Origin of the sequence: Bowmanella denitrificans (genome assembly GCF_039522935.1) — a bacterium.
Taxonomy (GTDB): Bacteria; Pseudomonadota; Gammaproteobacteria; order Enterobacterales; family Alteromonadaceae; genus Bowmanella; species Bowmanella denitrificans.
Genome location: NZ_BAAAEI010000012.1, coordinates 15784 through 41065, shown reverse-complemented (window position 1 = coordinate 41065; position 25282 = coordinate 15784). Strand labels below are relative to the sequence as shown.

Annotated in this window: 22 protein-coding genes; 11 read left to right on the top strand and 11 right to left on the bottom strand. The window is 50.7% G+C overall.

What is annotated here, in order from left to right; genetic code table 11:
• Positions 1 to 2: 2 nt before the first annotated feature.
• Together envZ and ompR are read right to left on the bottom strand one after the other, a co-directional pair.
• Entirely contained in the window at positions 3 to 1319 is a 1317-nt protein-coding gene (gene envZ / locus ABD028_RS11200; RefSeq protein ID WP_343844921.1) for a two-component system sensor histidine kinase EnvZ, read from the bottom strand.
• A 21-nt stretch (positions 1320 to 1340) separates the two neighbouring features.
• Complete coding sequence (ompR, locus tag ABD028_RS11195) at positions 1341 to 2069, bottom strand: osmolarity response regulator transcription factor OmpR (RefSeq protein WP_102794592.1); 729 nt, start codon at positions 2067 to 2069, stop codon at positions 1341 to 1343.
• Between the two features lie 247 nt (positions 2070 to 2316).
• Here ompR and ABD028_RS11190 point away from each other — a divergent pair, with 247 nt between their 5' ends.
• The gene (locus ABD028_RS11190; protein ID WP_102794591.1) at positions 2317 to 2724 is read left to right on the top strand and encodes an OsmC family protein; all 408 of its coding nucleotides are present in this window, start codon (positions 2317 to 2319) and stop codon (positions 2722 to 2724) included.
• Positions 2725 to 2951: 227 nt separating this feature from the next.
• Positions 2952 to 3929 (top strand): PEP-CTERM sorting domain-containing protein, encoded by a 978-nt coding sequence (locus ABD028_RS11185; RefSeq protein ID WP_343844917.1) that lies wholly within the window; start codon positions 2952 to 2954, stop codon positions 3927 to 3929.
• A gap of 13 nt (positions 3930 to 3942) precedes the next feature.
• Here ABD028_RS11185 and ABD028_RS11180 read toward each other — a convergent pair whose 3' ends face one another.
• Both ABD028_RS11180 and ABD028_RS11175 read right to left on the bottom strand, forming a co-directional pair.
• Positions 3943 to 5154 (bottom strand): glycosyltransferase, encoded by a 1212-nt coding sequence (locus tag ABD028_RS11180; RefSeq protein ID WP_343844916.1) that lies wholly within the window; start codon positions 5152 to 5154, stop codon positions 3943 to 3945.
• A 9-nt stretch (positions 5155 to 5163) separates the two neighbouring features.
• On the bottom strand, positions 5164 to 6066 hold the full coding sequence (locus tag ABD028_RS11175) for a phosphoribulokinase (RefSeq protein WP_102794588.1): 903 nt from the start codon (positions 6064 to 6066) through the stop codon (positions 5164 to 5166).
• Positions 6067 to 6254: 188 nt separating this feature from the next.
• Here ABD028_RS11175 and hslV point away from each other — a divergent pair, with 188 nt between their 5' ends.
• Together hslV and hslU are read left to right on the top strand one after the other, a co-directional pair.
• The gene (gene hslV / locus ABD028_RS11170; RefSeq protein WP_102794587.1) at positions 6255 to 6779 is read left to right on the top strand and encodes an ATP-dependent protease subunit HslV; all 525 of its coding nucleotides are present in this window, start codon (positions 6255 to 6257) and stop codon (positions 6777 to 6779) included.
• A 70-nt stretch (positions 6780 to 6849) separates the two neighbouring features.
• The gene (hslU, locus tag ABD028_RS11165) at positions 6850 to 8178 is read left to right on the top strand and encodes an ATP-dependent protease ATPase subunit HslU (protein ID WP_102794586.1); all 1329 of its coding nucleotides are present in this window, start codon (positions 6850 to 6852) and stop codon (positions 8176 to 8178) included.
• Between the two features lie 68 nt (positions 8179 to 8246).
• Here hslU and ABD028_RS11160 read toward each other — a convergent pair whose 3' ends face one another.
• Positions 8247 to 8939, bottom strand: coding sequence for a hypothetical protein (locus ABD028_RS11160; RefSeq protein WP_343844915.1), 693 nt, complete (start codon positions 8937 to 8939; stop codon positions 8247 to 8249).
• A complete protein-coding gene (locus ABD028_RS11155; RefSeq protein ID WP_343844914.1) occupies positions 8932 to 10185 on the bottom strand; it encodes a GGDEF domain-containing protein in 1254 nt (417 codons plus the stop codon). The genes ABD028_RS11160 and ABD028_RS11155 overlap by 8 nt, the downstream gene beginning before the upstream one ends.
• 292 nt (positions 10186 to 10477) lie before the next feature.
• Between ABD028_RS11155 and ABD028_RS11150 the strand changes: the two genes are divergently transcribed.
• The 3 genes from ABD028_RS11150 (at position 10478) to ABD028_RS11140 (ending at position 13012) form a co-directional block, all read left to right on the top strand.
• Positions 10478 to 10906 (top strand): ATP-dependent zinc protease family protein, encoded by a 429-nt coding sequence (locus tag ABD028_RS11150; protein WP_343844912.1) that lies wholly within the window; start codon positions 10478 to 10480, stop codon positions 10904 to 10906.
• 175 nt (positions 10907 to 11081) lie between these two features.
• Complete coding sequence (rimK, locus tag ABD028_RS11145) at positions 11082 to 11987, top strand: 30S ribosomal protein S6--L-glutamate ligase (protein ID WP_102794581.1); 906 nt, start codon at positions 11082 to 11084, stop codon at positions 11985 to 11987.
• Positions 11984 to 13012, top strand: coding sequence for a succinylglutamate desuccinylase/aspartoacylase family protein (locus ABD028_RS11140; RefSeq protein WP_343845196.1), 1029 nt, complete (start codon positions 11984 to 11986; stop codon positions 13010 to 13012). Before rimK ends, ABD028_RS11140 begins: the two co-directional genes overlap by 4 nt.
• Here the strand turns inward: ABD028_RS11140 and ABD028_RS11135 are convergent.
• The gene (locus ABD028_RS11135) at positions 13007 to 14119 is read right to left on the bottom strand and encodes an MJ1255/VC2487 family glycosyltransferase (RefSeq protein WP_343844911.1); all 1113 of its coding nucleotides are present in this window, start codon (positions 14117 to 14119) and stop codon (positions 13007 to 13009) included. The two genes, ABD028_RS11140 and ABD028_RS11135, sit on opposite strands and share 6 nt — an antisense overlap.
• A 102-nt stretch (positions 14120 to 14221) precedes the next feature.
• Positions 14222 to 14734 (bottom strand): phosphatase PAP2 family protein, encoded by a 513-nt coding sequence (locus tag ABD028_RS11130; protein ID WP_425542100.1) that lies wholly within the window; start codon positions 14732 to 14734, stop codon positions 14222 to 14224.
• Between the two features lie 217 nt (positions 14735 to 14951).
• Here ABD028_RS11130 and rraA point away from each other — a divergent pair, with 217 nt between their 5' ends.
• Together rraA and ABD028_RS11120 are read left to right on the top strand one after the other, a co-directional pair.
• Positions 14952 to 15437, top strand: coding sequence for a ribonuclease E activity regulator RraA (gene rraA, locus ABD028_RS11125; protein ID WP_102794578.1), 486 nt, complete (start codon positions 14952 to 14954; stop codon positions 15435 to 15437).
• 6 nt (positions 15438 to 15443) lie between these two features.
• Positions 15444 to 16469, top strand: coding sequence for a formimidoylglutamase (locus ABD028_RS11120; protein WP_343844907.1), 1026 nt, complete (start codon positions 15444 to 15446; stop codon positions 16467 to 16469).
• 62 nt (positions 16470 to 16531) lie between these two features.
• On the opposite strand, the gene ABD028_RS11115 is transcribed toward ABD028_RS11120, so the two are convergent.
• From ABD028_RS11115 to typA, 3 genes are all read right to left on the bottom strand, one after another.
• Positions 16532 to 19576, bottom strand: coding sequence for an efflux RND transporter permease subunit (locus tag ABD028_RS11115; protein ID WP_343844905.1), 3045 nt, complete (start codon positions 19574 to 19576; stop codon positions 16532 to 16534).
• A gap of 10 nt (positions 19577 to 19586) precedes the next feature.
• Entirely contained in the window at positions 19587 to 20690 is a 1104-nt protein-coding gene (locus tag ABD028_RS11110) for an efflux RND transporter periplasmic adaptor subunit (RefSeq protein ID WP_343844903.1), read from the bottom strand.
• A 220-nt stretch (positions 20691 to 20910) separates the two neighbouring features.
• Positions 20911 to 22746, bottom strand: a complete 1836-nt coding sequence (typA, locus tag ABD028_RS11105; protein ID WP_102794574.1) for a translational GTPase TypA — start codon at positions 22744 to 22746, stop codon at positions 20911 to 20913.
• Between the two features lie 470 nt (positions 22747 to 23216).
• Between typA and glnA the strand changes: the two genes are divergently transcribed.
• Positions 23217 to 24626, top strand: coding sequence for a glutamate--ammonia ligase (gene glnA / locus ABD028_RS11100; protein WP_102794573.1), 1410 nt, complete (start codon positions 23217 to 23219; stop codon positions 24624 to 24626).
• A 96-nt stretch (positions 24627 to 24722) separates the two neighbouring features.
• Complete coding sequence (locus tag ABD028_RS11095; protein WP_343844901.1) at positions 24723 to 25223, top strand: DUF4124 domain-containing protein; 501 nt, start codon at positions 24723 to 24725, stop codon at positions 25221 to 25223.
• The last annotated feature ends 59 nt before the right edge of the window (positions 25224 to 25282 follow it).

Genomic DNA, 25282 nt, shown 5'->3' with positions numbered 1-25282 from the left:
TGCTAAGGTAATTTGCCGCTGCTGTCCAGCTTGCTCGGCAAAGCCACTTTGGCAATCAGCCCTCCATCCGGATGATTTTCCAGTCTGATACTGCCAAGATGCATATCAACGATACGTTTAATAATGGCCAGTCCCAAACCCGAGCCGAGGCTGCCCCTGGCCTTGTCGCCCTGCGTAAAGGGTTGAAACAGATTGTCGATTTGATCTTCTGGAATGCCCGGGCCATGGTCTCGCACACTAAAGGTCACTTCGCGGCGTTTTTTGTTGTAATCGGAACTAATCTCTATATGCGGGCTGCCGTAACGAAATGCGTTTTCAATCAGATTGTCCAACACGCGCTTGATGGCCACTTTGCGCAGTTGTAAGTCCGGCACTTCGGCCAGTTCAAGCTTGATGTGGTGATTTTCTTCGATGTCCCTGACGCGCACAACATCGTCGATCAGACTGTTAAGATTAACTCGCTCCAACTTCTCTTGTCGGTCCTGGCGCACATAATTGATAAATTGATCGATGATATCGTTCATATCCTCAATATCATGATTAATGCCATCGCGAATCCATTCCTGTTGGTCTGGTAACATTTCGGTGGCCAGACGGATACGGGTTAACGGCGTGCGCAAATCATGGGAAATTCCTGCTGTCAGCAATGCCCGGTCGTCTTCAAGCTGCTTAATACCTCGTGACATCTGATTGAACGCACGGGTTACCGCCATAATCTCACTTGAGCCACTTTCTTTCAGCGGGGCTGGAAAATTACCCCGGGCCACGGCCATGGCGGCATGTTGAAGGGCCTGCAGGGGTTTGTTAAGGCGCCGCACAAATAACCAGCCGCCCGCCACGCTGAGTACACCAATGACCATCAGATAGATAGTCAGTGGCGAAATGTCGGTTTCGCCCAGACCCTGCATGGGAATGGTGATCCACAAATTGGGGTCCTGTGGAGGATTGACCCAGAACATATAGGGATCGCCCGGCGTAATACGCACATCGGCACTGCCACCCAGGCGCTCCGACATTTGTCTGGATAATGACTGATAATGTCTGGCCTGGTCCAAACCCTGTTGTCTGGCCTCTGCTTCGGACAAAATACGAATACCCGTGGCATCAAAGAATTCCCTGTGTAAATCAGGGTCCTGATGGTCCAGTCCTTCCAGGAAAATCACATTAACCTGATTTGCCAGCAGATGATTGATCTGCTGGTAAGTGGGACGAATAAAGTAATAGGTCACCGACAGGTAAGACACCACCTGGTTGATCAACAGCAACAAACCGATCAGCAGTACGGTCTGACCAAAGGCGCTCTTAGGCAATACACGCATAATGTTAATTGATATTCAGAACTAGGCGTTCTTCTTCTCACCATCCGGCACAAACACGTAGCCTAAACCCCATACGGTCTGAATATAGCGAGGGTTGGCAGGGTCGTCTTCCAGCATACGACGCAGACGCGAAACCTGCACATCAATGCTGCGCTCCAGCGCACTGTAGTCGCGGCCTCTGGCAAGGTTCATCAGTTTATCTCTGGACAACGGCACTCTGGGGTGGGTCACCAAAGACTTAAGTACGGCAAATTCACCACTGGTCAGTGTCATCGGCTGACCGTCTGCATTCATTTCACGGGTGGCCAGATTAAGACTGTATTTACCAAATGTGACCATTTGTTCTTCTTGCGAAGGTGCACCAGGAGCTTCGGTGGTACGACGACGCAATACGGCCTTGATGCGGGCCAGCAGCTCACGCGGATTAAAGGGTTTGGGCAGGTAATCATCGGCACCCATCTCCAGGCCGATTATGCGATCTACTTCATCGCCTTTGGCTGTCAGCATCACAATAGGGATTTCATTTTCGCGCTGACGCAGGCGACGACAAATGGACAGGCCGTCTTCACCGGGTAACATCAGGTCCAGCACCATCATATGGAAGTTTTCCCGTTCCAGCAGCCTGTCCATTTGTTCTGAATTGGCTGCCGTTCTGACCTGATAGCCCTGCTCAACCAGATAGCGTTCCAGCAAGCTACGCAGACGCATATCATCATCAACTACCAGTACCTTAGGTGTTTCCTGTCCCATTGCTTATTTACCTGCAAAAAATACCGCTGATATCCAACACCAAAAGGGGACTTGGTGCAACTCAGCCACAATGTTTGTCACTATAAGGTAAAGCATAAGTAAATTAAAAGCTTGCCTGCCTGACATGCGCAGTTGTTACAAAGTTTGTGTGTCTGCATGGCGCTGGCGTAAAACCTTACCTTTAGGCAAAATAACCGCAAACAAACGCGTCTGGCCACAATGTGCCAGGCACTATGGAGTGAAACGAATGCAGGCATCAGTTAAGTGGGTGGATGGTTACCGTTTTGTTGGCACGTCAGACAGCGGCCACGCGGTAGTGATGGATGGTGACAAAAGTAGCGCCGCTAGTCCGATGGAAATGGTGATGATGGCCGCGGGCAGTTGCGCCTCGGTGGATGTGGTCAGCATCCTGAAAAAGGCCAAACAGAAAGTAACAGGTGTTGAAGTGAAACTCAGCGGTGAGCGTGCGGATGCCGTGCCTGCAGTATTTACCAAGCTGCATTTACACTTTGTGGTCAGTGGCCAGGATGTAAGTGAAAAACATGTGGAAAGAGCAGTAAATCTGTCGGCCGAAAAATACTGCTCGGTGTCCATTATGCTGGGTAAATCGGTGGCAGTAAGCCACAGTTTTGAAGTGCTTGAAGCCGAGTTCTGAGATTAAAACTGTACTCAAAAGGTTAACACGCTCTACTTATGTCCAATTTTTTTACAGTGCTGGGTTGGTATTTTTCCAGTACTTACTTTTGTTTATTTTTATATCTTTGAATTGTATGGATATTATCCAAAGTTGGATTGCTGGCATTGACTATGCATTGGGCAAGCTCGGTCGGTTGTGAATCGGCATAGTGCCGGTCAGACTGTCAGTAATCTTTGGAGACGTTTATGCAAAAGTCCGTTATTTTTCGGCCAAAATCTCTGAGCCTGGCCGTTGCCACTATTCTGGGTGTGGCCGTTATGCCAGCCCAGGCAACACTGTTAAATTACACTATTTCCACTGAGACCGGATACCAGATAGGTGATCCGCTGTATGACGAGGACAGCAACAGCGATTCTGATCCAAGCTGGTCTTCGTCCTATATCGACAGATACGGCTCAGACGCCGACACCTCGGGTGGGGCCAGCGGCAACGATGTAGGCTGGATGTATTCCCGCTCCTATGGCGTGGGCGCACATTACCACCAATTTTCTACTGTTACCCAATCCGTTGATGTTCTGAACAGCAGTGGCCTCGCCCAGCTATATAGTTATGATTTCAGCATTAACCGGGGCTCCCTGGATGCTGAAAACTATGGCTTTACCACGTCGGAAGAGTTTTCTACCGCGGGTTATATTGTTGATATCAGCGTAGACGGCAACTCGCTATGGAGCAGCATGTTTACTCTGGATACTGATATCAATGGGTCACAGGCAACCTATTCCGGCACTATGCTCGGCAGTTACCAGAATGGCGACAGCTACTACTGGTGGTCCGCCTTTTCCGACACCCTGAACCTTGGTGTATGGGGAGCCGGTGAGTCGTTCAATCTGACCTACAGTATCACGACCTTTGTGCAAGGTAATCACCTGAAAAGTTGCGACAACGGTTATGGCAATTATGGTACAGCAAACCTGGCAAGCGTCAGTGCGGTTACCGAGGATTGCGGCTATGGTGAATACGGCGAATATGGTTCCTGGGGCTCTTACACTGGCTATACCTATGCGCAGTTTGGTGACCCAAATGGTTTCAGCACCGTGCCTGTTGCCTTTAACGACAACAATATCAGACAAAACTCCACCTCGGTGCCAGAACCCGCCAGTATCGCGCTGTTAGGTGCGGGCCTGGCTGGTCTGGCTTTCCGTCGGCGCAGGAAAACCCAATAGCATTATTGTATGGCTATACAAAGCCCGGTGTTAAGCCGGGCTTTTTATTTTCCAGCAAGGTTTGCAGTGCTTCCAACATTCCCTGCTTTTGCTCCTGATGAGAAAAACCCGCATAAGTATTGGCAAATGCCGTCAGGTTTTGTCTGAGTTTATCGTCATTCAATATTCTGTTTATTTTGTCGGCCAGATTCTGGTAGTCGCCTTCGGGGGGGATAAAATATGCAAGATAGCGGCGACACAGTAACTCCGCCAATATCCATTGTTCAAGCTGCTTGGGCAGCAATAGCAAAGGTACGGCATTGAGCAGCATACCTGACAGAGTACCATGGCCGGCATGACAGATGACTAAATCGCACTCAGCAGCTACCGCAGCCAGATTAACCGCATCCCGATGCCAGGTAAACTTAGGGTATTGCGCCGTTACATCCTGCTCTATACCGGAAATATGTAATGACACGGCCGCATCCAGTTCATGCAATTGCTGCAAAATGGTTGGCATGGCAACGAAATCCTGGTGCAGATACACAAATATTCTGGGCTTATCTTCCTGTGACCACTGCGGCAATGCACCCTGCTCAAAATCGAAACAAGGGCCCCAATATTCAGCGTCCTGGCGTTGTGAGTAATGATCAAACTCTGGCAGAGTACAAAGAAAACAATCGTCGGCCTGGCTAAACAACTGACTGAAATACGCCAGGGGGGGCTTCCTGGCACTTTGCAGGAAAGCATTGCACTGTGACAGGACCTGGTCTTCGGCACCACTTTGTTGTTCACCAAGCAAATGACTCAGTAAGAAGGGTAAGGGTTTCGTGTCGGGCGGGATAAAAAAGCCGGTGCCCATCAGCACTCTGGGGATGTCGGCAGCATGGCTCACTAACAACGCTGTGGGAGCATGATCTATCAGCACAATATCGGGTTGCAGCTCAGTGAAAATATCCAGCCAGGCCTGGCAGCGATTTAACGTGTTTCGTTGATCATGAAAGCCGTTGTTTACCAGAATTTCCGCCAGATTGCGGGTTGGGTTATGTTTAACTTGTCTGTCTGTGGCCGGTGTGGCACGGATATCCTGGATCTCGGGCAGCATTTTACGGCTGACGTCCAGGTTTTTTGTCACACAACTCACCCGCCAGCCTTGTTCCAGCAAACGCAATGCCAAGTGCCGGAAATTAAGCACATGACCGTAGCCCTGACCCAATTCCCAACAATAAAGCAGATGCGGGGCCATGTTTGTTCCTTATTTTTCCGCCACCCAATCCATCTGGAAACTGGCGCGGCGTTTTTTATCCATCAATTCTTCGATCAGGGGTGACAGGATCAATTCCATTGCCAACCCCATTTTGCCCCCAGGTACCACTATGGTATTGATTCTGGACATAAAGGCCCCTTCGATCATCTGCAGCAGATAAGGGTAATTGACATTGCGCATTTCACGGCGAAAACGCACCACCACAAAACTTTCGTCATGGGACGGAATTTCCCTGGCGCTGAACGGATTAGAGGTGTCTACCGTGGGCACCCGCTGAAAATTCACATGGGTACGGGAAAACTGCGGGGTAATGTATTGGAAGTAGTCGTCCATACTGCGCACGATACTGCTCATCACCGCCTCGCGCGAGTGACCGCGGTCGGTGGTGTCGCGCACAATTTTCTGGATCCATTCCAGGTTAACAATAGGCACCATGCCAACCAGAAGATCCACATGTTTGGCGGCATCGGCTTCGTCTGTTACCACGCCGCCATGTAAGCCTTCGTAAAACAGCAGTTCGGTACTTTTGGGTAAGTCCTGCCAAGGCGTAAAGGTGCCGGGCATCTGGTTGAAGGGCACTGCATCGTCAAAGCTATGCAGGTAATGGCGGTATTTTCCTGAGCCGGTCTCACCATATTCCTTAAACAAGTTCTCAAGTAGCACAAAATCATTGGCTCTGGGGCCAAAATAGCTGATATGCCGACCTTGTTCCTGGGCCTTGCGGATCTCCACTTCCATTTCCGGACGGGTAAAACGGTGGAAACTGTCTCCTTCCACAAAGGCCGCATTCAAACCCAGATTGCGGAAAATATGGCGTATGGCATTGGTGGTCGTTGTGGTGCCTGCACCGGAAGAACCCGTAATGGCAATAATGGGGTGCTTTGCTGACATGATTATGCTGGTTTGGAAACCGAACGCTATTTATAAGCAAGGCGACTTAGAGGGTCAAGGAATTCAGTGTCAGTCTGGCGATTCAATGAGGCCATTTGTTTCACTTGAAAATTCTCTGCTCAACCCCAAATACAGGCTAATCTCATATGAATATCCGCCAGACGGATACGAATTCTTAAGGAGTCCGGGTGACTACGATAGTTTCAGTTAGGCGCAATAATCAGGTTGTCATCGCTGGCGACGGCCAGGTGTCTCTTGGCAATACCGTAATGAAGGGCAATGCCAGAAAAGTTCGCCGCCTGTATCAGAACAAAGTTCTGGCTGGATTTGCCGGTGGTACGGCGGATGCGTTTACCTTGTTTGAGCGCTTTGAATCCAAATTGGAAATTCATCAGGGGCATCTGATGCGTGCTGCGGTGGAATTGGCTAAAGACTGGCGTACTGACCGTATGTTAAGGCGTCTGGAAGCATTGCTGGCGGTGGCTGATGAAACCGCGTCGCTGATTATTACCGGCAACGGTGACGTATTGCAGCCTGAAATGGATTTAATCGCCATTGGCTCGGGTGGCCCTTTTGCTCAGGCTGCGGCAACCGCTTTGCTGCAAAATACCGAACTCAGTGCGCGTGAAATCGCCGAAAAGAGCCTGACCATTGCGGGTGATATCTGTGTGTTCACCAACCACAATCATACCGTTGAGCAACTGGATTACTGATCAATTTTCAGGGGGCCTGAACTGCTTAGGCACCCTGATACCCATAAATTTTGCAATATAAGGTTTATCCATGTCGGAAATGACCCCCAGAGAAATTGTCCACGAACTGGACCGTCATATTATCGGCCAGCAGGGTGCCAAACGTGCCGTGGCCATTGCCCTGCGTAACCGCTGGCGACGTATGCAATTGAATGAAGAGCTGCGTCATGAAGTGACGCCCAAAAATATCCTGATGATTGGCCCAACCGGGGTGGGTAAAACCGAAATCGCCCGTCGCCTGGCCAAACTGGCAAATGCCCCATTTATTAAAGTCGAAGCGACTAAGTTTACTGAAGTGGGGTATGTAGGTAAGGAAGTGGAAGCCATCATTCGTGACCTGGCCGATATCTCGGTGAAGATGACCAAAGAACAGGAAATGGCCAAAGTACGCTACCGTGCTGAGGAAGCGGCCGAGGAGCGCGTACTGGATGCCCTGCTACCCCGTCCTGAAAATGTCTGGGGTGAACGTGAAGAAGGCCAGGACAAGGGCACGCGCCAGGCGTTTCGTAAGAAACTGCGTGAAGGGCAGTTGGACGACAAAGAAATCGATGTGGATGTAGCGCTGCCGCAGATGGGGGTGGAAATTATGGCCCCACCCGGCATGGAAGAGATGACCAACCAGCTGCAAAGCATGTTCCAGAACCTGTCCGGTTCGCACAAAAAGAAGAAGAAGTTAAAGGTCAAAGAAGCCTTTAAGCTGTTGATTGAGGAAGAAGCTGCGCGTTTGGTGAATCAGGAAGATCTGAAAGAGAAAGCGCTGTATAACGTTGAGCAGAACGGCATCGTATTTATTGATGAGATAGACAAAATCTGTAAAAGGGAAAATACCAGTGGCGCTGACGTTTCCCGCGAAGGCGTGCAGCGTGACCTGCTACCACTGGTGGAAGGCTCAACCGTCAGTACCAAGCACGGTATGGTGAAAACCGATCATATTCTGTTTATTGCCTCTGGCGCGTTTCAGATGGCCAAACCATCGGATTTAATTCCGGAGCTGCAAGGTCGATTGCCCATCAGGGTAGAACTGAGTGCGCTTACTGCCAATGACTTTATTCGTATTCTGACCGAACCTAATGCCTCACTAACCGAGCAGTATTCGGAGCTTATGCGTACCGAAGGGGTGGAAGTAGAGTTTACTCAGGATGGTATTGAGCGCATTGCGCAGGCGGCCTGGCAAGTCAACGAGCGTACCGAAAACATTGGGGCCAGACGATTGCATACGGTGATGGAAAAGCTGATGGAAGACATTTCCTTCAGTGCGTCTGAAAAACAGGGCGAGAAATTGCTGATCGATGCCGACTATGTCAAAGGCCACCTGGACAGCCTGGTGGAAGATGAAGATCTAAGCCGTTTTATTTTGTAACGTTAAGGGCCTGCGGGCCCTTTTTTACTGGGTTGGAACAAAATCTATACTTGAAAGATAAACAGCCCCTAGCCTGTGTTGGTCCTTTTGGTATGGTTGTGCAGCCGTATTTGCAACTGAGCGTTTTTCCATGCCCATACCGATAGCAGCACATGCAGATTAAGCATCAATATCAGTCCCCATTCCACCGCATTTTCCAGTCTCTGATACTGCTCGCCCAGGCTGGCGTCCAATAACAGAGACAACAGCGCCAACAGCAAGGTCATTGCACTAAGTGCGAATAAGCGACGACCATCCGTGCGGGTTTCTGTTTGCCTGGCAAGGGTTGACGCGAGCAGCAACTGGCAAATAAAAGTCAAACCAAGATAAGTGATCACGCCGCTACGTCGCAGCAGGTAGGGGATGTTGCCATCATGGCCGAGGCTGAGTGTGTAGATAATTAAGGCCGCACTGGCCAGACTGCCACACCAGCCCAGGGCCCTGTTTTTTTGCCCGGTCAGACCCTGAAGCCAGGTTTGGTTGATCAGCCAATAAAGCGCCAGCAGCACCATGGCGGTGATCATACCGCCCTTAAACACAAAGTAGGCAGTGCCCTGTCTGCCGGTGGCGCTAATGCTATGGCAGTCCAGCCAATAGGGGTTGCACCAGGCCAGATAATTCTCATAACCACTGAGCAGCAGACAAATATGTGTGGTAAACAGTGGCAGCAGCGCCGTTAGCAAGCCTAACCGGTAAAGTTGAAGCTGGGCTAAATCAGACACACACGCGGTTACGACCCAGGTCCTTGGCCTGATAAAGACGGTTATCAGCCTCAACCAGCATGCTGTGGCCCAAATCGCTGTCCAGCTTATCACTGATACCGAAGCTGATAGTGACATGCAGTTCACTGGCCAGTTGATGCCAGGGCCAGGCTTCTACCTTGGCACGGATTCTGTCAATTAAACCCTCTGCCTGACGTTTATCGGTATGGGCCATCAGGATCACAAATTCCTCGCCACCGTATCGGGCTAACACGTCGGCCTCCCGAATTTCTTTTTGCATCAGCACTGCGACCTGCTTAAGCACGGCGTCACCAATATGGTGTGAGAATCTGTCATTGATTTGTTTAAAGTTATCAATATCGCCTAAGGCTAAAGCCAGGGCGTCCTGATAGCGAATCGCCTGGTGATGCATCAAGCGAAATTGTTGATTGAAGTAGCGACGATTATGCAGGCCGGTCAGCTCATCACGCAGTGACAGCTCCTGCATGGCTTCCGCCTGAGCTTTGATGGTTTCATTGGACGCTTTAAGCTCAGCGTAAGTGTTATTCAGCTCCTGGGCCATGCGGTTGAATTCCCTGGCCAGCAGCGCAACTTCATCTTTACCTTCCACCTGCACTCGCTGATTCAGGTTGCCTTTACTCATTTCAATGGCTGCCCGGGTCAGAGCCTGTAAGTGTTTTACCAACTGGCTACCCATAGTCAAACTTAGCAGCAATGTCACGGCCAGACCTGCTGCAGCTCCAATCAACATACTGCGGCTTTGGATCAGCAAATAGGACTTATCCTGGTCGGTAAGCGGAAGTTCACCACCACCTAATGCATACCCGACTAATTCACCATCCAGGGTCAGTGGATTGGCTTGTTGCAGTTGCTCAGCACTAAGTTGCTGGCCTAATTCATATTCAAAAAACGGGAGAAAAACAAACCCCTGGTGATCGGTCAGAACGAAGCGAAAACTGTTGGAAACTGTTGGTCGCTGATCGCTAAGGGCTGGTCTGATTGGAGCCGCTTGGCGATTGCTTAGATACTGATTGATCAGAAGTGCAGATTGACGCCCCCCCCACTCCTGATGATCCTGGCGGAACTCTTCGATTGCGCGCACAAAACCCTTGAAGTGCACTTCCCTGGCTTCATTGACAAACCTTTGCTCCAACAACCAAGGCGTAATCAGTGCCATGACACTAATTGCGGCCAGGCTGGTGATCAGCATAGATAAGGTCAGTTTGGTGCGCAACGAATTCAACAACGACTTCTCCTGCAAATTCCTTGTCCCTGGTTATTCACCAGATGTTCCCCCTCAAACTAAGAGGTGGTTGTTTGCTGGCATGATAGAACAATTTACCGGCAAGTACAGCGGCAATGCCCTGGCTGAAGAAAATTACTGCGGGTAGTGTAATAAAATTGCCTGCCATTGGCGCGATATTTGCCAAAATCACAGGGCAGAATAGATTTTATTTTGGAAACTTTTGCCAATCGTGCTATATCGCAGCACAATTTAAGCAAGCACAAAGCCTTTGGCTTAAATCCAGGACAAACACATGATGACACTCGGCTGGAGGGAATGGGGCGGTTTACCCCAATTGGGCATAAAGCAAGTTAAGATGAAAGTGGATACAGGCGCGAAAACATCCTGTCTGCACGCATTTCAATTAGATCCTTTTGAACGGGATGGGCAGACATGGATTCGCATTCACCTGCACCCGGTTCAGGATAACAACGACATTGAACATGTGTGCGAAGCCAGAGTCGTTGACAGGCGCAAAGTGAGAGACTCGGGTGGGCACGAAGAAGAGCGATTTGTGGTGGAAACCGAACTGGAAATCGGCGGCCAATGTTTTCCCATCGAGCTGACTCTGACTAACAGAGATTCCATGCGCTTTCGCATGTTGCTGGGGCGACAGGCCATGTGTGGACGTTTTTTGGTTGATCCACAAGCTTCCTATCTGCTCGGCCAACCTTTAAGCTGAGGAAATCAAAAAGGAACACGCTTCCCGTTGAATTGAAAAAGCGTCAGGTGACTGCCACACTGAGGCCGGCACATTGCCGTGCGTCGGCGCCTGACGACCGGGATTGCACAGTATTTCAGGTCCAATGCCTGCTGCAGGCCAGGGTCATTATCATTTTATTACAAGGTTTCGTACCATGAGAATCGCCGTTCTTTCGCGTAACAACAGTCTGTACTCCACCAGGCGCCTTAAAGAAGCCGGTGAAGCAAGGGGTCATGAAGTGCATGTGATTGATCCCCTGAAATGCTACATGAACATCAATATGCAGAGTTCTTCTGTGCATATTAAGGGTAAGGAACTGCCTGAGTTTGATGCCATTATCCCGCGTATTGGTGCATCTATTACTTTTTACGGCACTGCCGTGCTCCGTCAGTTTGAAATGATGGGGGTATACCCGCTGAATGAGTCGGTGGCCATCAGCCGCAGTCGCGACAAATTGCGCTCTTTGCAGCTACTTTCCCGCAAGGGCATCGGGTTACCTATCACTGGTTTTGCTAACCAGGCCAGTAATATACCTGATTTGATTGAAATGGTGGGCGGTGCACCGCTGGTGATTAAACTGCTTGAGGGAACCCAGGGTATCGGAGTGGTGTTGGCCGAAACCCGCAAAGCCGCCGAAAGTGTGATTGAAGCCTTTATGGGGCTTAAAGCCGATATTATGGTACAGGAATACATCAGTGAAGCCGGTGGTGCAGATATTCGTTGTTTCGTTATTGGTGACAAGGTGATTGCTGCCATGAAACGACAGGCCAAGCCGGGAGAGTTCCGCTCCAACTTACACCGCGGCGGTAGTGCTTCCCTGGTGCGCCTTACCCCGGAAGAACGCAGTACCGCAGTGCGTGCCGCCAGGACCATGGGGCTGAATGTGGCGGGTGTCGATATTCTGCGTTCCAATCACGGCCCGGTGGTGATGGAAGTCAATTCATCGCCAGGCCTGGAAGGTATCGAAACCGCCACAGGTAAAAATATTGCAGATAAGATCATCGAATTTATCGAGAAAAATGCCAAGGCCCACAGCACCCGAACCCGGGGCAAGGGCTGATGGCCAGACAGCCGGCTTTTGAACTGGCAGAACAACGTATTCCGGCTGGTAGTCAGCGCGGCATCAAGCTACCGGCGGCCAGGTTATACAATGACACCCCCATGGATTTACATGTTGAAGTGTTGCATGGTCAGAAGGCCGGGCCGACGTTGCTGGTTTGTGCGGCCATTCATGGTGATGAGCTGAATGGCATTGATATTTGTCGGCGTTTGATTAAAAAGGTCAATCCTAAGCGCCTGAATGGCACCTTGATGGTGGTGCCAATTGTTAATGTGTTCGGCTTTATTCAGCAAACCCGCTATCTGCCGGATAGGCGTGACCTGAATCGTTGCTTTCCAGGCTCCCAACGTGGCGCATTAGGTAGCAGGCTGGCGCATTTGTTTTACAGTCAATTGTTGCAGCGGGCTACCCATCTGATTGATCTGCACACAGGTGCGATTCATCGCAGTAATTTGCCGCAAATTCGCACAGATATACAGGATCCTCTGGCCTTGCAGATGGCGGAAGAGTTTCATGCACCGGTTATTTTGCACGCCAAAGAAAGGGATGGCTCGCTACGGGCCTGCGCGTCTGAGCTGGGTGTGCACTCTATATTGTATGAGGCCGGTGAGGCGCTGCGCTTTGACGAAGCCTCTATTCGCACCGGTTTGAATGGCATTCTTAATGTTATGAAAAGCCTCGGTATGTCAAACCGGCGGGGGAGCCGCAAGAAGTTTGAACCTATGGTGGCCAACAGCAGCCAATGGGTGCGTAATGAAATGGATGGTTTGATTGTCAGCAAAGTGCGCCTCGGTGATCTGGTCAGCAAAAATCAGATACTGGCTTATTCCACTAACCCTCATGGGGATAGTGAGGTACCTATTCGCTCCCCTCTTGATGGCATTATTATAGGTATGTCTAACATACCCATCGCCAATGAAGGGGAAGCGCTGTTTCATGTGGCCAAGTTTGATTCAGAACTCATTGATCAGGCGGGTGAAATTGTTGACGCCTTTATCGAAGATTTTGAGCCCCGGGTGCTATAGATTGCTCTGACTGGCCACCGGTTTCTCATTTTGTGTCTGCAAGGGCTCGTAATCGGCCAAATGACGTTTCAGTCGTTCAGGAAACTGAACTTGCTGCCACAGCTGATTGCAAATGGACTGAGTATCCTGCCATTGACCCTGTAACAACCAATCCACCAGGATCTGCGGGTCGCTGGGAAACGCGATGGGCTCTGCCGCTGGTAACTCCAGCCAGGCTTCCACTTCCTCGACATCCAGGCTGGACATACTTTGGCATAAGCTGAGCTGTTCCAGGGTAAGAATATTGGAAAGCTGTTCAAACTGGCCATGCAGAGGCTTCAATAACAACTTCTTACCCAATTTCAGACATTCGCTGGACAGTTCAAAGCCACCGTTGGCTATCACGCCGTTGGCGGATTGCAGGGCCAGATGAAAACCTTCCTTACTGGTTTTACGCCACTTAATGTGACCCTGATCCGAATCCTGGCGAATATCGGGATGAAAACACAGGAAATTCACTTCACTGAGCGGATCCAGAAACTGGCCAATATCTTCAATTGACTCAAACGGTAGGTAGACCAATACATGGTCAGCCCCGGAATCAGGCACGTATTCATCTTCAATAAAGGGCGGCATGATGGGAAAACCAAAATGATACCAATGCACTCCCAGTTGAATTTTTGATGGCGCAAAATACTTCAGTACCAAGCGGTTAATCAGGTTGTCTCCCTGCTTAGGCACATTGTGCCGGAAAGAGTCCTGGTGGCTGATGGAAATACAAGGAACATTCTGCCGCTTTGCTGCCCAGGCACTAATGGGTTCAAAGTCGTTGATAACCAGGTCATAGCCACTTAAATCCAGAGACATCACATCACGTATAAAGCGCACAGGCCTGAATGCCTTAAAGGTACGCCAGTGGTCTATGGCGCCCTGATGATGGACAAAGGTGAATCCTCTGCGGGTCTGATAATCACCAAACACCTGCATATCAAAATAGCGATCCTCATCGCGACCCGAAAACAGATAATCCACCTGAATATCATCCCGCTGATTAAAGGCTTTCGCCATTACCCTGGCGCGGGTTGTATGACCGTTACCGGTGCCTTGCACGCCGTATAGTATTTTCATGGTTGCTTCCCTTTCCCTGGGGCTGATAGACAAACTAACGTTTCTAAACGACAAAATGGATTCATGAATAGACGGATCCCGGACAACAGAGACGGACAGATATCAGGCTAGCAGAGACAGGCTGAACAGGGAAATAGTCAACCCCAGACTGGCTCCGGCCAGAATGTCACTGGGGTAATGCACACCCAGCAGTACTCTGGACAAACCAATGGTGGCGGCCCAGGTGTACACCAATAATGTGAAGCCTGGGTAGTAGTGAGCAATCAGGGAAGCCATCAGGAACGCTGCTGCGGTGTGGCCTGAAGGCAGACTGAACTTATCCGATGGCGAAATATGTGCGCTGAAATTACGCAGCAGGTCACACGGACGGGTCCGTTTGAACAGTTTCTTCAGTACCACATATATAGGGAGTTCAAGCGCGTAGGCCAGCAAAGCAGTATAAAGAAACAGGTCGCCATGCGTGGGCTCAAACATCCATAGAATCAGGCCGAGCAACAGATACAAGTGGCCGTCACCGGTTCTGGATATCCAGCGAATCGGCGTACAATTTCGTCCGGCTGTTTTGTTAAATAGCCAGTAGAAAAGCTGTATATCTGCGCGGGCAAATAAGTTCATATCTGTATAAACCTTGCTCATTTGCCAGCCAATCCTAAGAACCTAGTGTGAATAAAAGGTGACAAAAGCAAGAAGACTTTGTGACAAATGCGCCCCAAAGCCAGCCTTGGCAAGTTTTAGATGAATTTAGCCGTTGCGAGTTCCTGCAACAGATGGACAGCCTGGAAATACTCACAGTATACTGGGTTGCAACCCACCCAAAGCAGATGGAAACCTCATGGATTACAACACTTCCGAACTCTGTGACTTGTTTGCCGATAGTGTCGACGTGGTAGAGCCCATGTTTGTTAACTATGGGGGCCGTCGCTCCTACGGCGGAGCTATCACCACTATTAAGTGTTTTGAGGACAAGGGCCTGATAGAAAAGGTTCTGCAGCAGCCAGGTAAGGGCAAAGTGCTGCTGGTGGACGGCGGCGGTTCACTGCGCCGGGCGTTGATTGATGCCAGTACCGCACAGTTGGCGCTGGAAAACGAGTGGGAAGGCATTGTCTGTTATGGCAGTGTGCGAGACGTGGACAGCCTGGAAGACATGGAAATAGGCGTGCACGCATTGGCTTCCATTCCGGTTTCTGCCGAATATGAACAAATCGGTGAGGTCGACATTGCGGTTAATTTCGGTGGGGTCACCTTTTTGCCGGAAGATCACCTTTACGCCGATAGTACCGGTATTATCCTGTCCCCAGAGCCACTGGATATCGAATAACGCATTATGTCCTTGGTGCGATTTCTGGATGGCGAAGCAGTGTTGCAGCTTTGCAACGCCAGACCGGGTGAGACAAAACTGGGTCAGGTTGTGCAGTGCATGGGCAACTTTGCTGATTATGCCGAGGCGTATGCCGCAGGGTGTCGCTTTGCACTGGTTGGGGTGCCGGAACAGGTTGGGCCTACTGCCAACTGCGGTAAGGGTGGCGCACAACTTGGCTGGTCAGCCTTTCTGAGAACTTTCCTTAATTTGCAGGCCAATAGCTGTCTCAGTGGCGAGAATATTCTGCTGCTTGGCGAAGTGATTTGTGACGACCTGCCAGCCACCACAGAGCTTGGCGAGTTAAGAACGCAGTGTGAGGAGATTGACAGACGCTTGGTCAGTGCCCTTAAACCTGTGTTTGCCGCTGGATTAACGCCGCTGGTTATCGGCGGTGGACATAACAACGCCTACGGCATTATCCGGGCCTGCAGTGAATCGGGTGGGCAGCCGTTGGCGGTAGTGAATCTGGATCCCCATAGTGACTTTCGCCCGTTAGAAGGCCGCCATAGTGGCAATCCATTTCGCTATGCCTATCAGCATGGCTATCTGTCGCACTACGCGGTTTTGGGATTGCACGAACAAAAGAATTCCGCAGACGCGCTACAGGCGCTGCGCGAGGCCGGTTTTCCGTGGTTTAGCATTCAGCAGATATGCTGGCGGCGGGAACTCAGTTTTGAGCAGGCTCTGACAACCCTCTGCGACTACTTACTGGCATCCGGCAAGCCGCTGGGTCTGGAATTAGATGTGGATGCTATCTCTGAGTTACCCAGCAGTGCAATGACCTTTGCCGGAGTGAATTTGAATGATGCACTTTACTACGTGCACCATATTGCCTCGCAAGCCAATACTCAATATCTGCATCTGGCCGAGGGGGCACCGGAGCGCCACCCTGCGGGCATCGAAGCAGGAAACCGGGTGGTCGGCCAGGCTCTGAGTGAACTGGTCTGCACTTTTATCAAAGCCAGGTCTGAATGGCCGCAGCATCGATAACCCGAAAGCGGATAGAATCGGATTATCGAGCCTACCAAAGGCGTAATGATGTGCCTTAATACTTAAGCGCGTTTAACCCTGAAGAAGGCCGCGTAGAGCACCGGCACCACCCCAAGGGTTAACACCGTCCCGATTCCCAGACCAAAGGCAATCACACTGGCCATGCCATGAAACAGCGGGTCACGACCAATAATCAGCGGCAGTAATCCCATAATGGTGGTGATCGTGGTCATGGCAATAGGACGAAGCCGGGTCAGACTGGCGGCGACTATGGCCTGGTAGTCCGTTTTACCCTCGGCCTTTTCAATTTCAATCCGGTCAATCAACACGATGGCATTATTAATCACTATACCGGCCAGGCTATACAGGCCCAACGAGACCATAAAGCCAAAGGGGGCCTGAGTGGCAAACAGGCCGATAACCGCGCCAATAAACGCCAGAGGAATGGTCAGCACAATCACCAGAGGGCGGCGGAAGGAGTTAAACTGTGCCACCAGTAAAACCAGGATCAGGCCCAGTACCATTGGCATGCTGGCACTCAGGGCTTTTTGCGCTGCGGCTGACTCAGTGATAACACCGTCATATTCAATATGATGATTGATGGGCAGATCCTCTGCCAACAGTTGTAATTTAGGGTCGACCAGACGTTTCAGATCTTCCGCCGCCATATGGGTATTGCGCGCTTCTACGCTGATGGTACGGAACATATCTTCGCGATGAATGATGGAATACTGATTGACCGGGGCAAACTCGGCAACCTGGAACAGTGGCACGGCCAGGCCGGTCTTCTCGGAATAGACATTCAGAGTGCGCAGGCGGTCAAGATTGCTGCGCTCGGCGTCGGCAGCCCGCAGCATAACCGGGATAATATCGTCGCCTTCGCGAAATTCGGTGATAACTGCGCCCGAGAAATAGCCCTGCAACGCGGTGGCAATATCACTGGAGGTCAGCCCCGCCCGGCGGGCGCGGTGTTGGTCCACCTGCACTTCTATCTTAACAATACGGTTTTCCCAATCACTGCGAACATCCAGGGTGTGTGGAATGTCGCCAAGCAGTGCCATAATCTGCTGCGCCTTGGCATAAATGACGTTTTCATCCGGACCTTTGACCTGGATTTTGATAATGCTGGAATCCGACGGCCCCAAGAACATTTTCTTTACCCGCGCAGCGATGTTGGGGAAATCGCTTTCAAGGGCCCGGTCCAGCTCAAGGGTCAGGGCAGACAGGTCGACCCCTTCATGCACGTTGAGCACGATAAAGCCCTTGTTCTCGGCTGGATCTTCGGGGTTCAGTGACAACACAAAACGCGGCCCGCTAAAGCCCACATAGCCGGAATAACTGTCTATTACAGACTGGTATCTGTCTTGTTCAAGCCAGGTGAAAATGTCGCGCATTTGCCGGTCAGTTTCTCTGGATGAGGTACCTTTGGGCAGGTCGATATTGACCAGAATTTGCGTGCGGTCAGAATCCGGAAAGAACTGCTTGGGTACCAGTCTCATACTGACAACAGACAGCAGTAACAAGGCAAACATACTCAGCATAAAGAGTAACTTGTGCGCCATTACCCAATGCAGAAAAGCTTCATAGCGACCAATCCACTTGCCATTTTTCGGTGCCTGGCTGCTTCCTTCCGGCACTTTAACGAAGTAGTAGCACAGGGTCGGTGTGACACACAGTGCCAGTACCCAACTGCTTAACAGGGTAATCAGGATCACCAACGATATGGAGCGGGTGTATTCACCGGCCACATGTTCCGCCAACATCAGGGGTAAAAAGAAAAATACTGTGGTGGCTGATGAACTCAGCAGCGGTAGGGCCAGTTCCTTACCACCTCGGCACATGGCGTCAAACCTGTCTGCGCCTTCTTCCAGGCGACGTTTGAAATCCTCAGCGATAACAATGCCGTTGTCCACCAACAGGCCCAGGGCGATAATCAGGGTGGCCAGGCTCATGCGTTCCAGTTTTATGCCGGAGAACTGCATAACAGACAGGGTCACCAACATCACGAAGGGTACAATAGTGCCAACAATCAGCCCGGTCCGCATACCCAGGAACAGCACCACCACCACCAAGACGATGGCCAGGGTCTGCAGCACATTCACCGATACGCCGTATACGGTTTTAGCCACTTGTTCGGCCTGGTAAGTGGCAATATCCAGCTCATAACCTATGGGTAAACTAGCTTCCAACTGCTTGATATGTTTGAGCATTTTGGGAGCGTAATCAAGAATGTTGTAGCCCGGCAACATGGATATGGCGAAGAATATCGCGGGTTGACCATTGAAATACGCCAGCTTATCCGGTGGGTCGATGTAACCCCGCTGGATCTCCACTACATCGGTCAGGGCAATAAACTCTTCACTACCGGGAATACTCAGGTGGGTATTGGCGATATCCTCAACGGAGCGGAAATTTCCGGACGGTTCGATGACAAAACTACTGCGCCCGGTGTCTACCTGGCCGCCTGGACTGATAATGTTCTGATTTTGTAATTCAGCAATGAGCTGGCGGGGAGAGATGCCAAGTTGCGCCAGTCTGGCGTTAGAAACCTGCAGGTAAATACGTTCTTCCTGGCGACCCAAAATTTCAATTTTCTTGGTGCCTTCCACTGCATACAGTGTATCGCGGATATGCTTGGCGGCGTCGTACATCTCCCCCATACCAAAGCCATCAGCGGTAAGGGCCAGAGTAATCACGGAAACGTCACCAAATTCGTCATTCACCTGTGACGGGTAGGTGCCGTCCGGCAAATGGCGCTGGGCCTGCTCAACTTTGTTGCGCAGATCCTGCCAGATATTGTCCAGGTTAAAGTATCTGTCGTAGATTTTTACATGAATAATCGACAGCCCGGTGGACGAGGAAGACGTCAGCTTTTTCACTTCCGGGATCTTGCGAATTTCCTCTTCCAGCTTTTTGGTGATCAGCTCTTCAACCCGTTGCGGTGCCATACCCGGGTAGGCGGTACTGACAATGGCCTCACGGATGGTAATAGTGGGATCTTCCTGAGCCGGCAAGGTAAAATAAGCTATCAAGCCGTTAACCAGTAATAACACCAGCAGCATCAGCACAGTTTTGCGATAGGTAAATGACAAAGACGTCAGGTTCATCATTCTGTCCTTAATTAAACTGACGAATTTGCTTATCCAACAGGCTGACCGCCTGGCCATCACGCAGGAAAGCAACCCCGGCTGTGGCGACTATCTCCCCTTCCTGTAAGCCGTCGGAAATATATACTTCGTTATTGATAATATTCTCGGTCTGCACCCGACGCTTGAAGACTTTTTGTTGCTGTGGGTCATAAACAAACAAATACACGGCATTGCCGGTATCGGCGGCCAGGGACGATACTGGCACGCGTAAGCTGCGACCGGCAAAACCTGAGCGACCCACACCGTCGAAGGTAATGTCGACTTCGGCGGTCATACCGGCACGTAAACGGCCATCATGTTCATTCAGCGTAATAACAGTAGGAAAGGCATTGGCCGCTTCTGCGCGGGTTCCGATTTCAGAAATTCGACCTTTCAGCACCAGCTCCGGTAAGACGGGAAAGCGTACGGGTAGCTCCATACCATTTTGTAATTCCTGAATAATGGTTTCCGGCACCATCAGGCGTACTTCCAAACCGTGCTCGCCTTCAATCTCAAATACGGTCTGACCGGCGGCTATTTGTTGTGAAGGCTCGACCCGACGCTTAGTGATTATGCCGTCGTAGGGCGCTAATAGGACACTGTCATGCAGATTTTTGCGGGCAATATCAAGCTGAGCCTGGGCCACGCCCACGGCACTGCGTGAAGATTCAAACGCCGCTTTGGCATTGTCAAAGCCGGATTTGGATACCACACCTTGTTCAACCAGTTCTGCATAGCGTTTGTACTCGTTTTCGGCTTCTGTAAAACTGGCATGTGCCTGCTCCAGTGTAGCCTGGGCGGATTGCAGACTCAGAGTGAAACTGCGTTGATTCAATCTGGCCAGTTCCTGGCCTTGCTTGACGTTCTCGCCCAGATTAACACTGACACTTTCTGTCTTGCCGCTAACTTCAAAACTCAGGCTGGCCGCTTCCACTGGCGCCATAGTGCCTGACAAGCGACGCACCTGTTCCAGTGGCGAGGCCGTGGCTTCGGTCCAGGCAATGGGCCTAATCAAGGGTTTCTCATCGGGCAGGTCGTCCTGACAACCAACCACACTGAGCAGGGCTAAGAGTAAAAGGGCAAAACGCAGCATACTGACTTCCTTAATAACAATGCATGCAAATGATAAGGAATCTTAACTCAATCTAAATGAATTTCGGGTCAGTAAGGAAATTAATCTGCTATTCCTGCTTATCGCCGATGCGTGCTCTGTGCCAGGTCGGCATATCCTTTATGTGAGGATATCGTCGCTTATGTGCATCCCTGCCACTGCGACATAAATAAAAAACCCGCACAAGTGCGGGTTTCTCTTCTTAGTCAGCGCTTCTGGAAGCACGCTTACGGTCATTTTCCGTCAGCAGCTTTTTACGCAGACGGATATGGTTGGGGGTGACTTCCACCAACTCGTCGTCATCAATAAACTCCAGTGCCCGCTCTAACGTCATACGGATAGGTGGCGTCAGGGTCAGGGCCTCATCCGTACCAGCGGCACGAATGTTGGTCAGTTGCTTACCCTTCAGGCAGTTTACTGTCAGATCGTTGTCGCGGCTGTGAATACCGATAATCTGACCTTCGTATACTTCCGCACCATGGCCGATAAACAAGCGGCCACGCTCCTGCAGGTTAAACAATGCATAAGCAAGTGCCTTACCTTTGGCGTTGGAGATCAATACGCCGTTGTTGCGCTGACCGATACGGCCACCTGCGTGCGGGCCGTATTCCAGGAAAGTGTGGTACATCAGACCGGTACCAGAGGTCAGCGTCATAAAGTCAGTCTGGAAACCAATCAGACCGCGGCTGGGTACCACAAAGTCAATGCGCACCCGGCCTTTGCCGTCTGGGTTCATATCACGCATTTCTGCTTTGCGCAGACCCAACTGTTCCATAATGGAGCCCTGATTCTCTTCTTCGATATCTACCGTCAAAGTTTCATAGGGTTCCAGCAACTGCTCGCCATCTTTACGCAGAATCACTTCCGGGCGGGATACTGCCAGCTCGTAGCCTTCGCGACGCATGTTTTCTATCAGCACACCCAAGTGCAGCTCACCACGGCCGGATACGCGGAACTTGTCCGGATCAGCCGTTTCTTCAACCCGCAGTGCAACGTTGTGTTTCAGTTCGGTTTGCAGTCTTTCCAGAATCTGGCGTGAGGTAACGAATTTACCGTCCTGGCCAGCGAAAGGCGAGGTATTAACCTGGAAGGTCATGGTTACCGTGGGTTCATCAACGGTCAGGGGCGGCAGAGCTTCTACATTGTCCACTGCACAAACGGTGTCAGAGATTTTCAGTTCACCCAGACCACTGATAGCAACAATGTCACCAGCGCTGGCACTTTCTGCTTCATATCTGTCCAGGCCCAGATAACCAAATACCTGACCCACTTTACCGTTGCGCTTTTTGCCATCGGCACCCATTACGGTTACCTGCTGGTTAACCTTAACCTGGCCACGCTTGATGCGACCAATGCCGATAATGCCCAGGTAGCTGGAGTAGTCCAACTGGGAGATCTGCATCTGTAATGACCCTTCCGGGTCGGCATTCGGGGGTGAAACTTTGTCAACAATGGCCTGGAACAAAGGTTCCATGTCGCCGCTCTGTTGGTTTTCGTCCATGCTGGCCCAGCCCTGCAGCGCCGAAGCGTAAACAACCGGGAAGTCCAGTTGCTGGTCGTTGGCACCCAGGTTGTCAAACAAATCAAAAACCTGATCCATTACCCAGTCAGGTCGTGCACCCGGACGGTCAATCTTGTTGATAACTACAATGGGATTCAGACCATGAGCAAAGGCTTTTTGCGTGACAAAGCGGGTCTGTGGCATTGGGCCGTCCACTGCATCGACCAACAGCAGTACAGAGTCTGCCATAGACAATACCCGTTCAACTTCACCACCGAAGTCGGCGTGTCCGGGGGTATCCAGAATGTTGATACGGTAGTCTTTCCAGTTGATGGCGGTATTTTTGGCCAGGATGGTAATACCACGCTCTTTTTCCAACGCATTGGAATCCATAACGCGTTCGTCCGTGCCCTTGCGGCTGTCCAGGGTGCCGGACTGTTGAAGCAGCTTGTCGACCAGCGTGGTTTTACCATGGTCAACGTGGGCAATAATGGCAATGTTCCTCAGTTTTTCCAGTGAGGTATGTTGTGAACTCATCAGATTCTCTCTTGGTGGCATGGAGCGGATGATGTCGTCATCCAAACAGGCTATTCAGTCTGAAGTGTATTTCATCCTGACTTAACAGGTCGGGTTTTATGCCGGCTTTGCCGAAATTTTCACCCAATTCCCATTTTCAGGCGGCGGATTGTACAGTTTTATCTGTGACTTTGCGATGACACTTTGTGTTTTTTACGCAGCCTTGTTGACTTTGCTTTGCAGCTAGCCGGAATTCGACTACTTTTAGGTGCATCTTTCTGGCGCATCTCGCGCCATTTTGGTGCTTGTCTGCACTGTGTTGGTGCAATCCCGTGCGCCGTTTTGGTACCTTGTTCAATGTGTTGCGCGTCAACAGGGCGTTGCAGAGGCAATTATTGAGTTGGCATGGAAATCGCTTTTGTCAGCAGCAGAAAATTCGACTTACCCGCAGAAGCTGAATCTGCGTTTTGAATATCAACCTGGAGGACATAATGTCAGTAGAAAAGGCACTGGACCTGATCAAAGAAAGTGAAGCCAAGTTTGTTGACCTGCGTTTTACCGATACCAAAGGTAAAGAGCAGCACGTTTCCATTCCTGCCAGCCTGGTGGACGAAGAGTTCTTCGAGGAAGGCAAAATGTTTGATGGTTCCTCCATCGCAGGCTGGAAAGGTATTAATGATTCTGACATGGTGTTAATGCCTGACGCCAGCTCAGCAGTTTTAGATCCTTTTGCTGAAGAAACCCAGGTAAACATCCGTTGCGACATTTATGAACCCTCTACCATGCAGGGCTACGATCGTGATCCACGCTCTATCGCCAGACGCGCAGAAGAGTACCTGAAATCTACCGGTATCGGTGACACCGTACTGATGGGTCCAGAGCCTGAATTCTTTATGTTTGACGATATTCGTTTCCACACCGATATGGCCGGTTCTTTCTATGAAATCGACTCTATGGAAGCCAAGTGGAATTCAGGCGTTGAATTCGAAGGTGGTAACAAGGGTCACCGTCCAAGTGTGAAAGGCGGTTATTTCCCGGTTCCACCTGTTGACTCTGCTCACGATATCCGTGCCGCCATGTGTTTGGTGATGGAAGAAATGGGCTTGTCCATTGAAGCTCACCACCATGAAGTGGCCACAGCCGGACAAAACGAGATCGCCTGCCGTTTCAACACCATGACCACCAAGGCTGATGAAGTGCAAATCTACAAATATGTAGTGCATAACGTCGCCGATGCCTATGGTAAAACCGCGACCTTTATGCCCAAGCCTTTGGTGGGTGATAACGGTTCTGGTATGCACGTTCACCAGTCCATCAGTAAAGATGGCAAGAACATCTTCGCTGGTGATAAATACGCTGGTCTGTCTGAAGAAGCTTTGTACTACATCGGTGGTATTATTAAGCACGCCCGCGCTATCAACGCATTTGCTAACCCAACCACCAACTCGTATAAGCGTTTGGTCCCAGGGTTCGAAGCGCCTGTTATGCTGGCTTACTCGGCCCGTAACCGCTCTGCCTCTATCCGTATTCCGCACGTACCCAGCGTGAAGGGACGTCGTATTGAAGTTCGCTTCCCTGACCCGGCGGCTAACCCTTACCTGGCGTTTACGGCTATGTTGATGGCTGGCCTGGATGGCATTAAGAACAAGATCCACCCTGGTGATGCCATGGACAAGGACCTGTACGACCTGCCGCCAGAAGAAGCCAAAGATATTCCAACTGTTTCTCACAGCCTGGAAATGGCGTTGGATGCACTGGATGCAGACCGTGAATTCCTGAAGGAAGGCGGTGTGATGAGCGACGACATGATCGACGCCTACATTGCCATCAAGCGCCTGGAAGTGGAAAAACTGGCCATGACCACGCACCCTGTAGAATTCGATATGTATTACAGCGTGTAAGTTTCGCTTTGCATACCAAGGCCCGCCTAGTGCGGGCTTTTTTGTTGCCGGGTCTGCAGCTACACTGCTGTAAGGCAGCTTGTAAAGGTACAAAGGATGAAACTGGCGTGGGTACTGGCATTGGTAACGTTTTCGGTTAACAGCGCCACCTTATATAAAGTCGTGAAAGCCGACGGCACAGTGATTTACACAGACCGGCCGGTGGCTGGTGCAGTGCCTGTTAGTTTGCCTAAAGCCAACACCGCCGATTCCCTTGCACCAAAACAGGTCAACTCTACGATGCCCCCCAAAAAACCGGACAAAACCTATCAATTAAACATTCTGGCGCCAGCGCATGAGGCGACGATTCGCAACAATCTTGGCGAAGTACAGGTCAGTGGCAGTATTAGTCCTAACGCCGTTGGTAGCTTCCAGTTACTGCTGGATGGCCAGGTCATGGCCACCGGTGCCAGCCCAAATTTTAACCTGCAGGGTGTGCCTCGCGGTGCACACCAGATTCAGATTCAACTTATTAACAAATCGGGCAAGATCCTTGCATCGTCTCCTGAGCATACCTTCTATCTGCATCAGGCTTCTGTACTGAACCGGGCAGATTAAGGCATCCCAACGACATAAAAGCTGGCAGCGCATTAAAATAAAGCATGCTACAGTTTCTG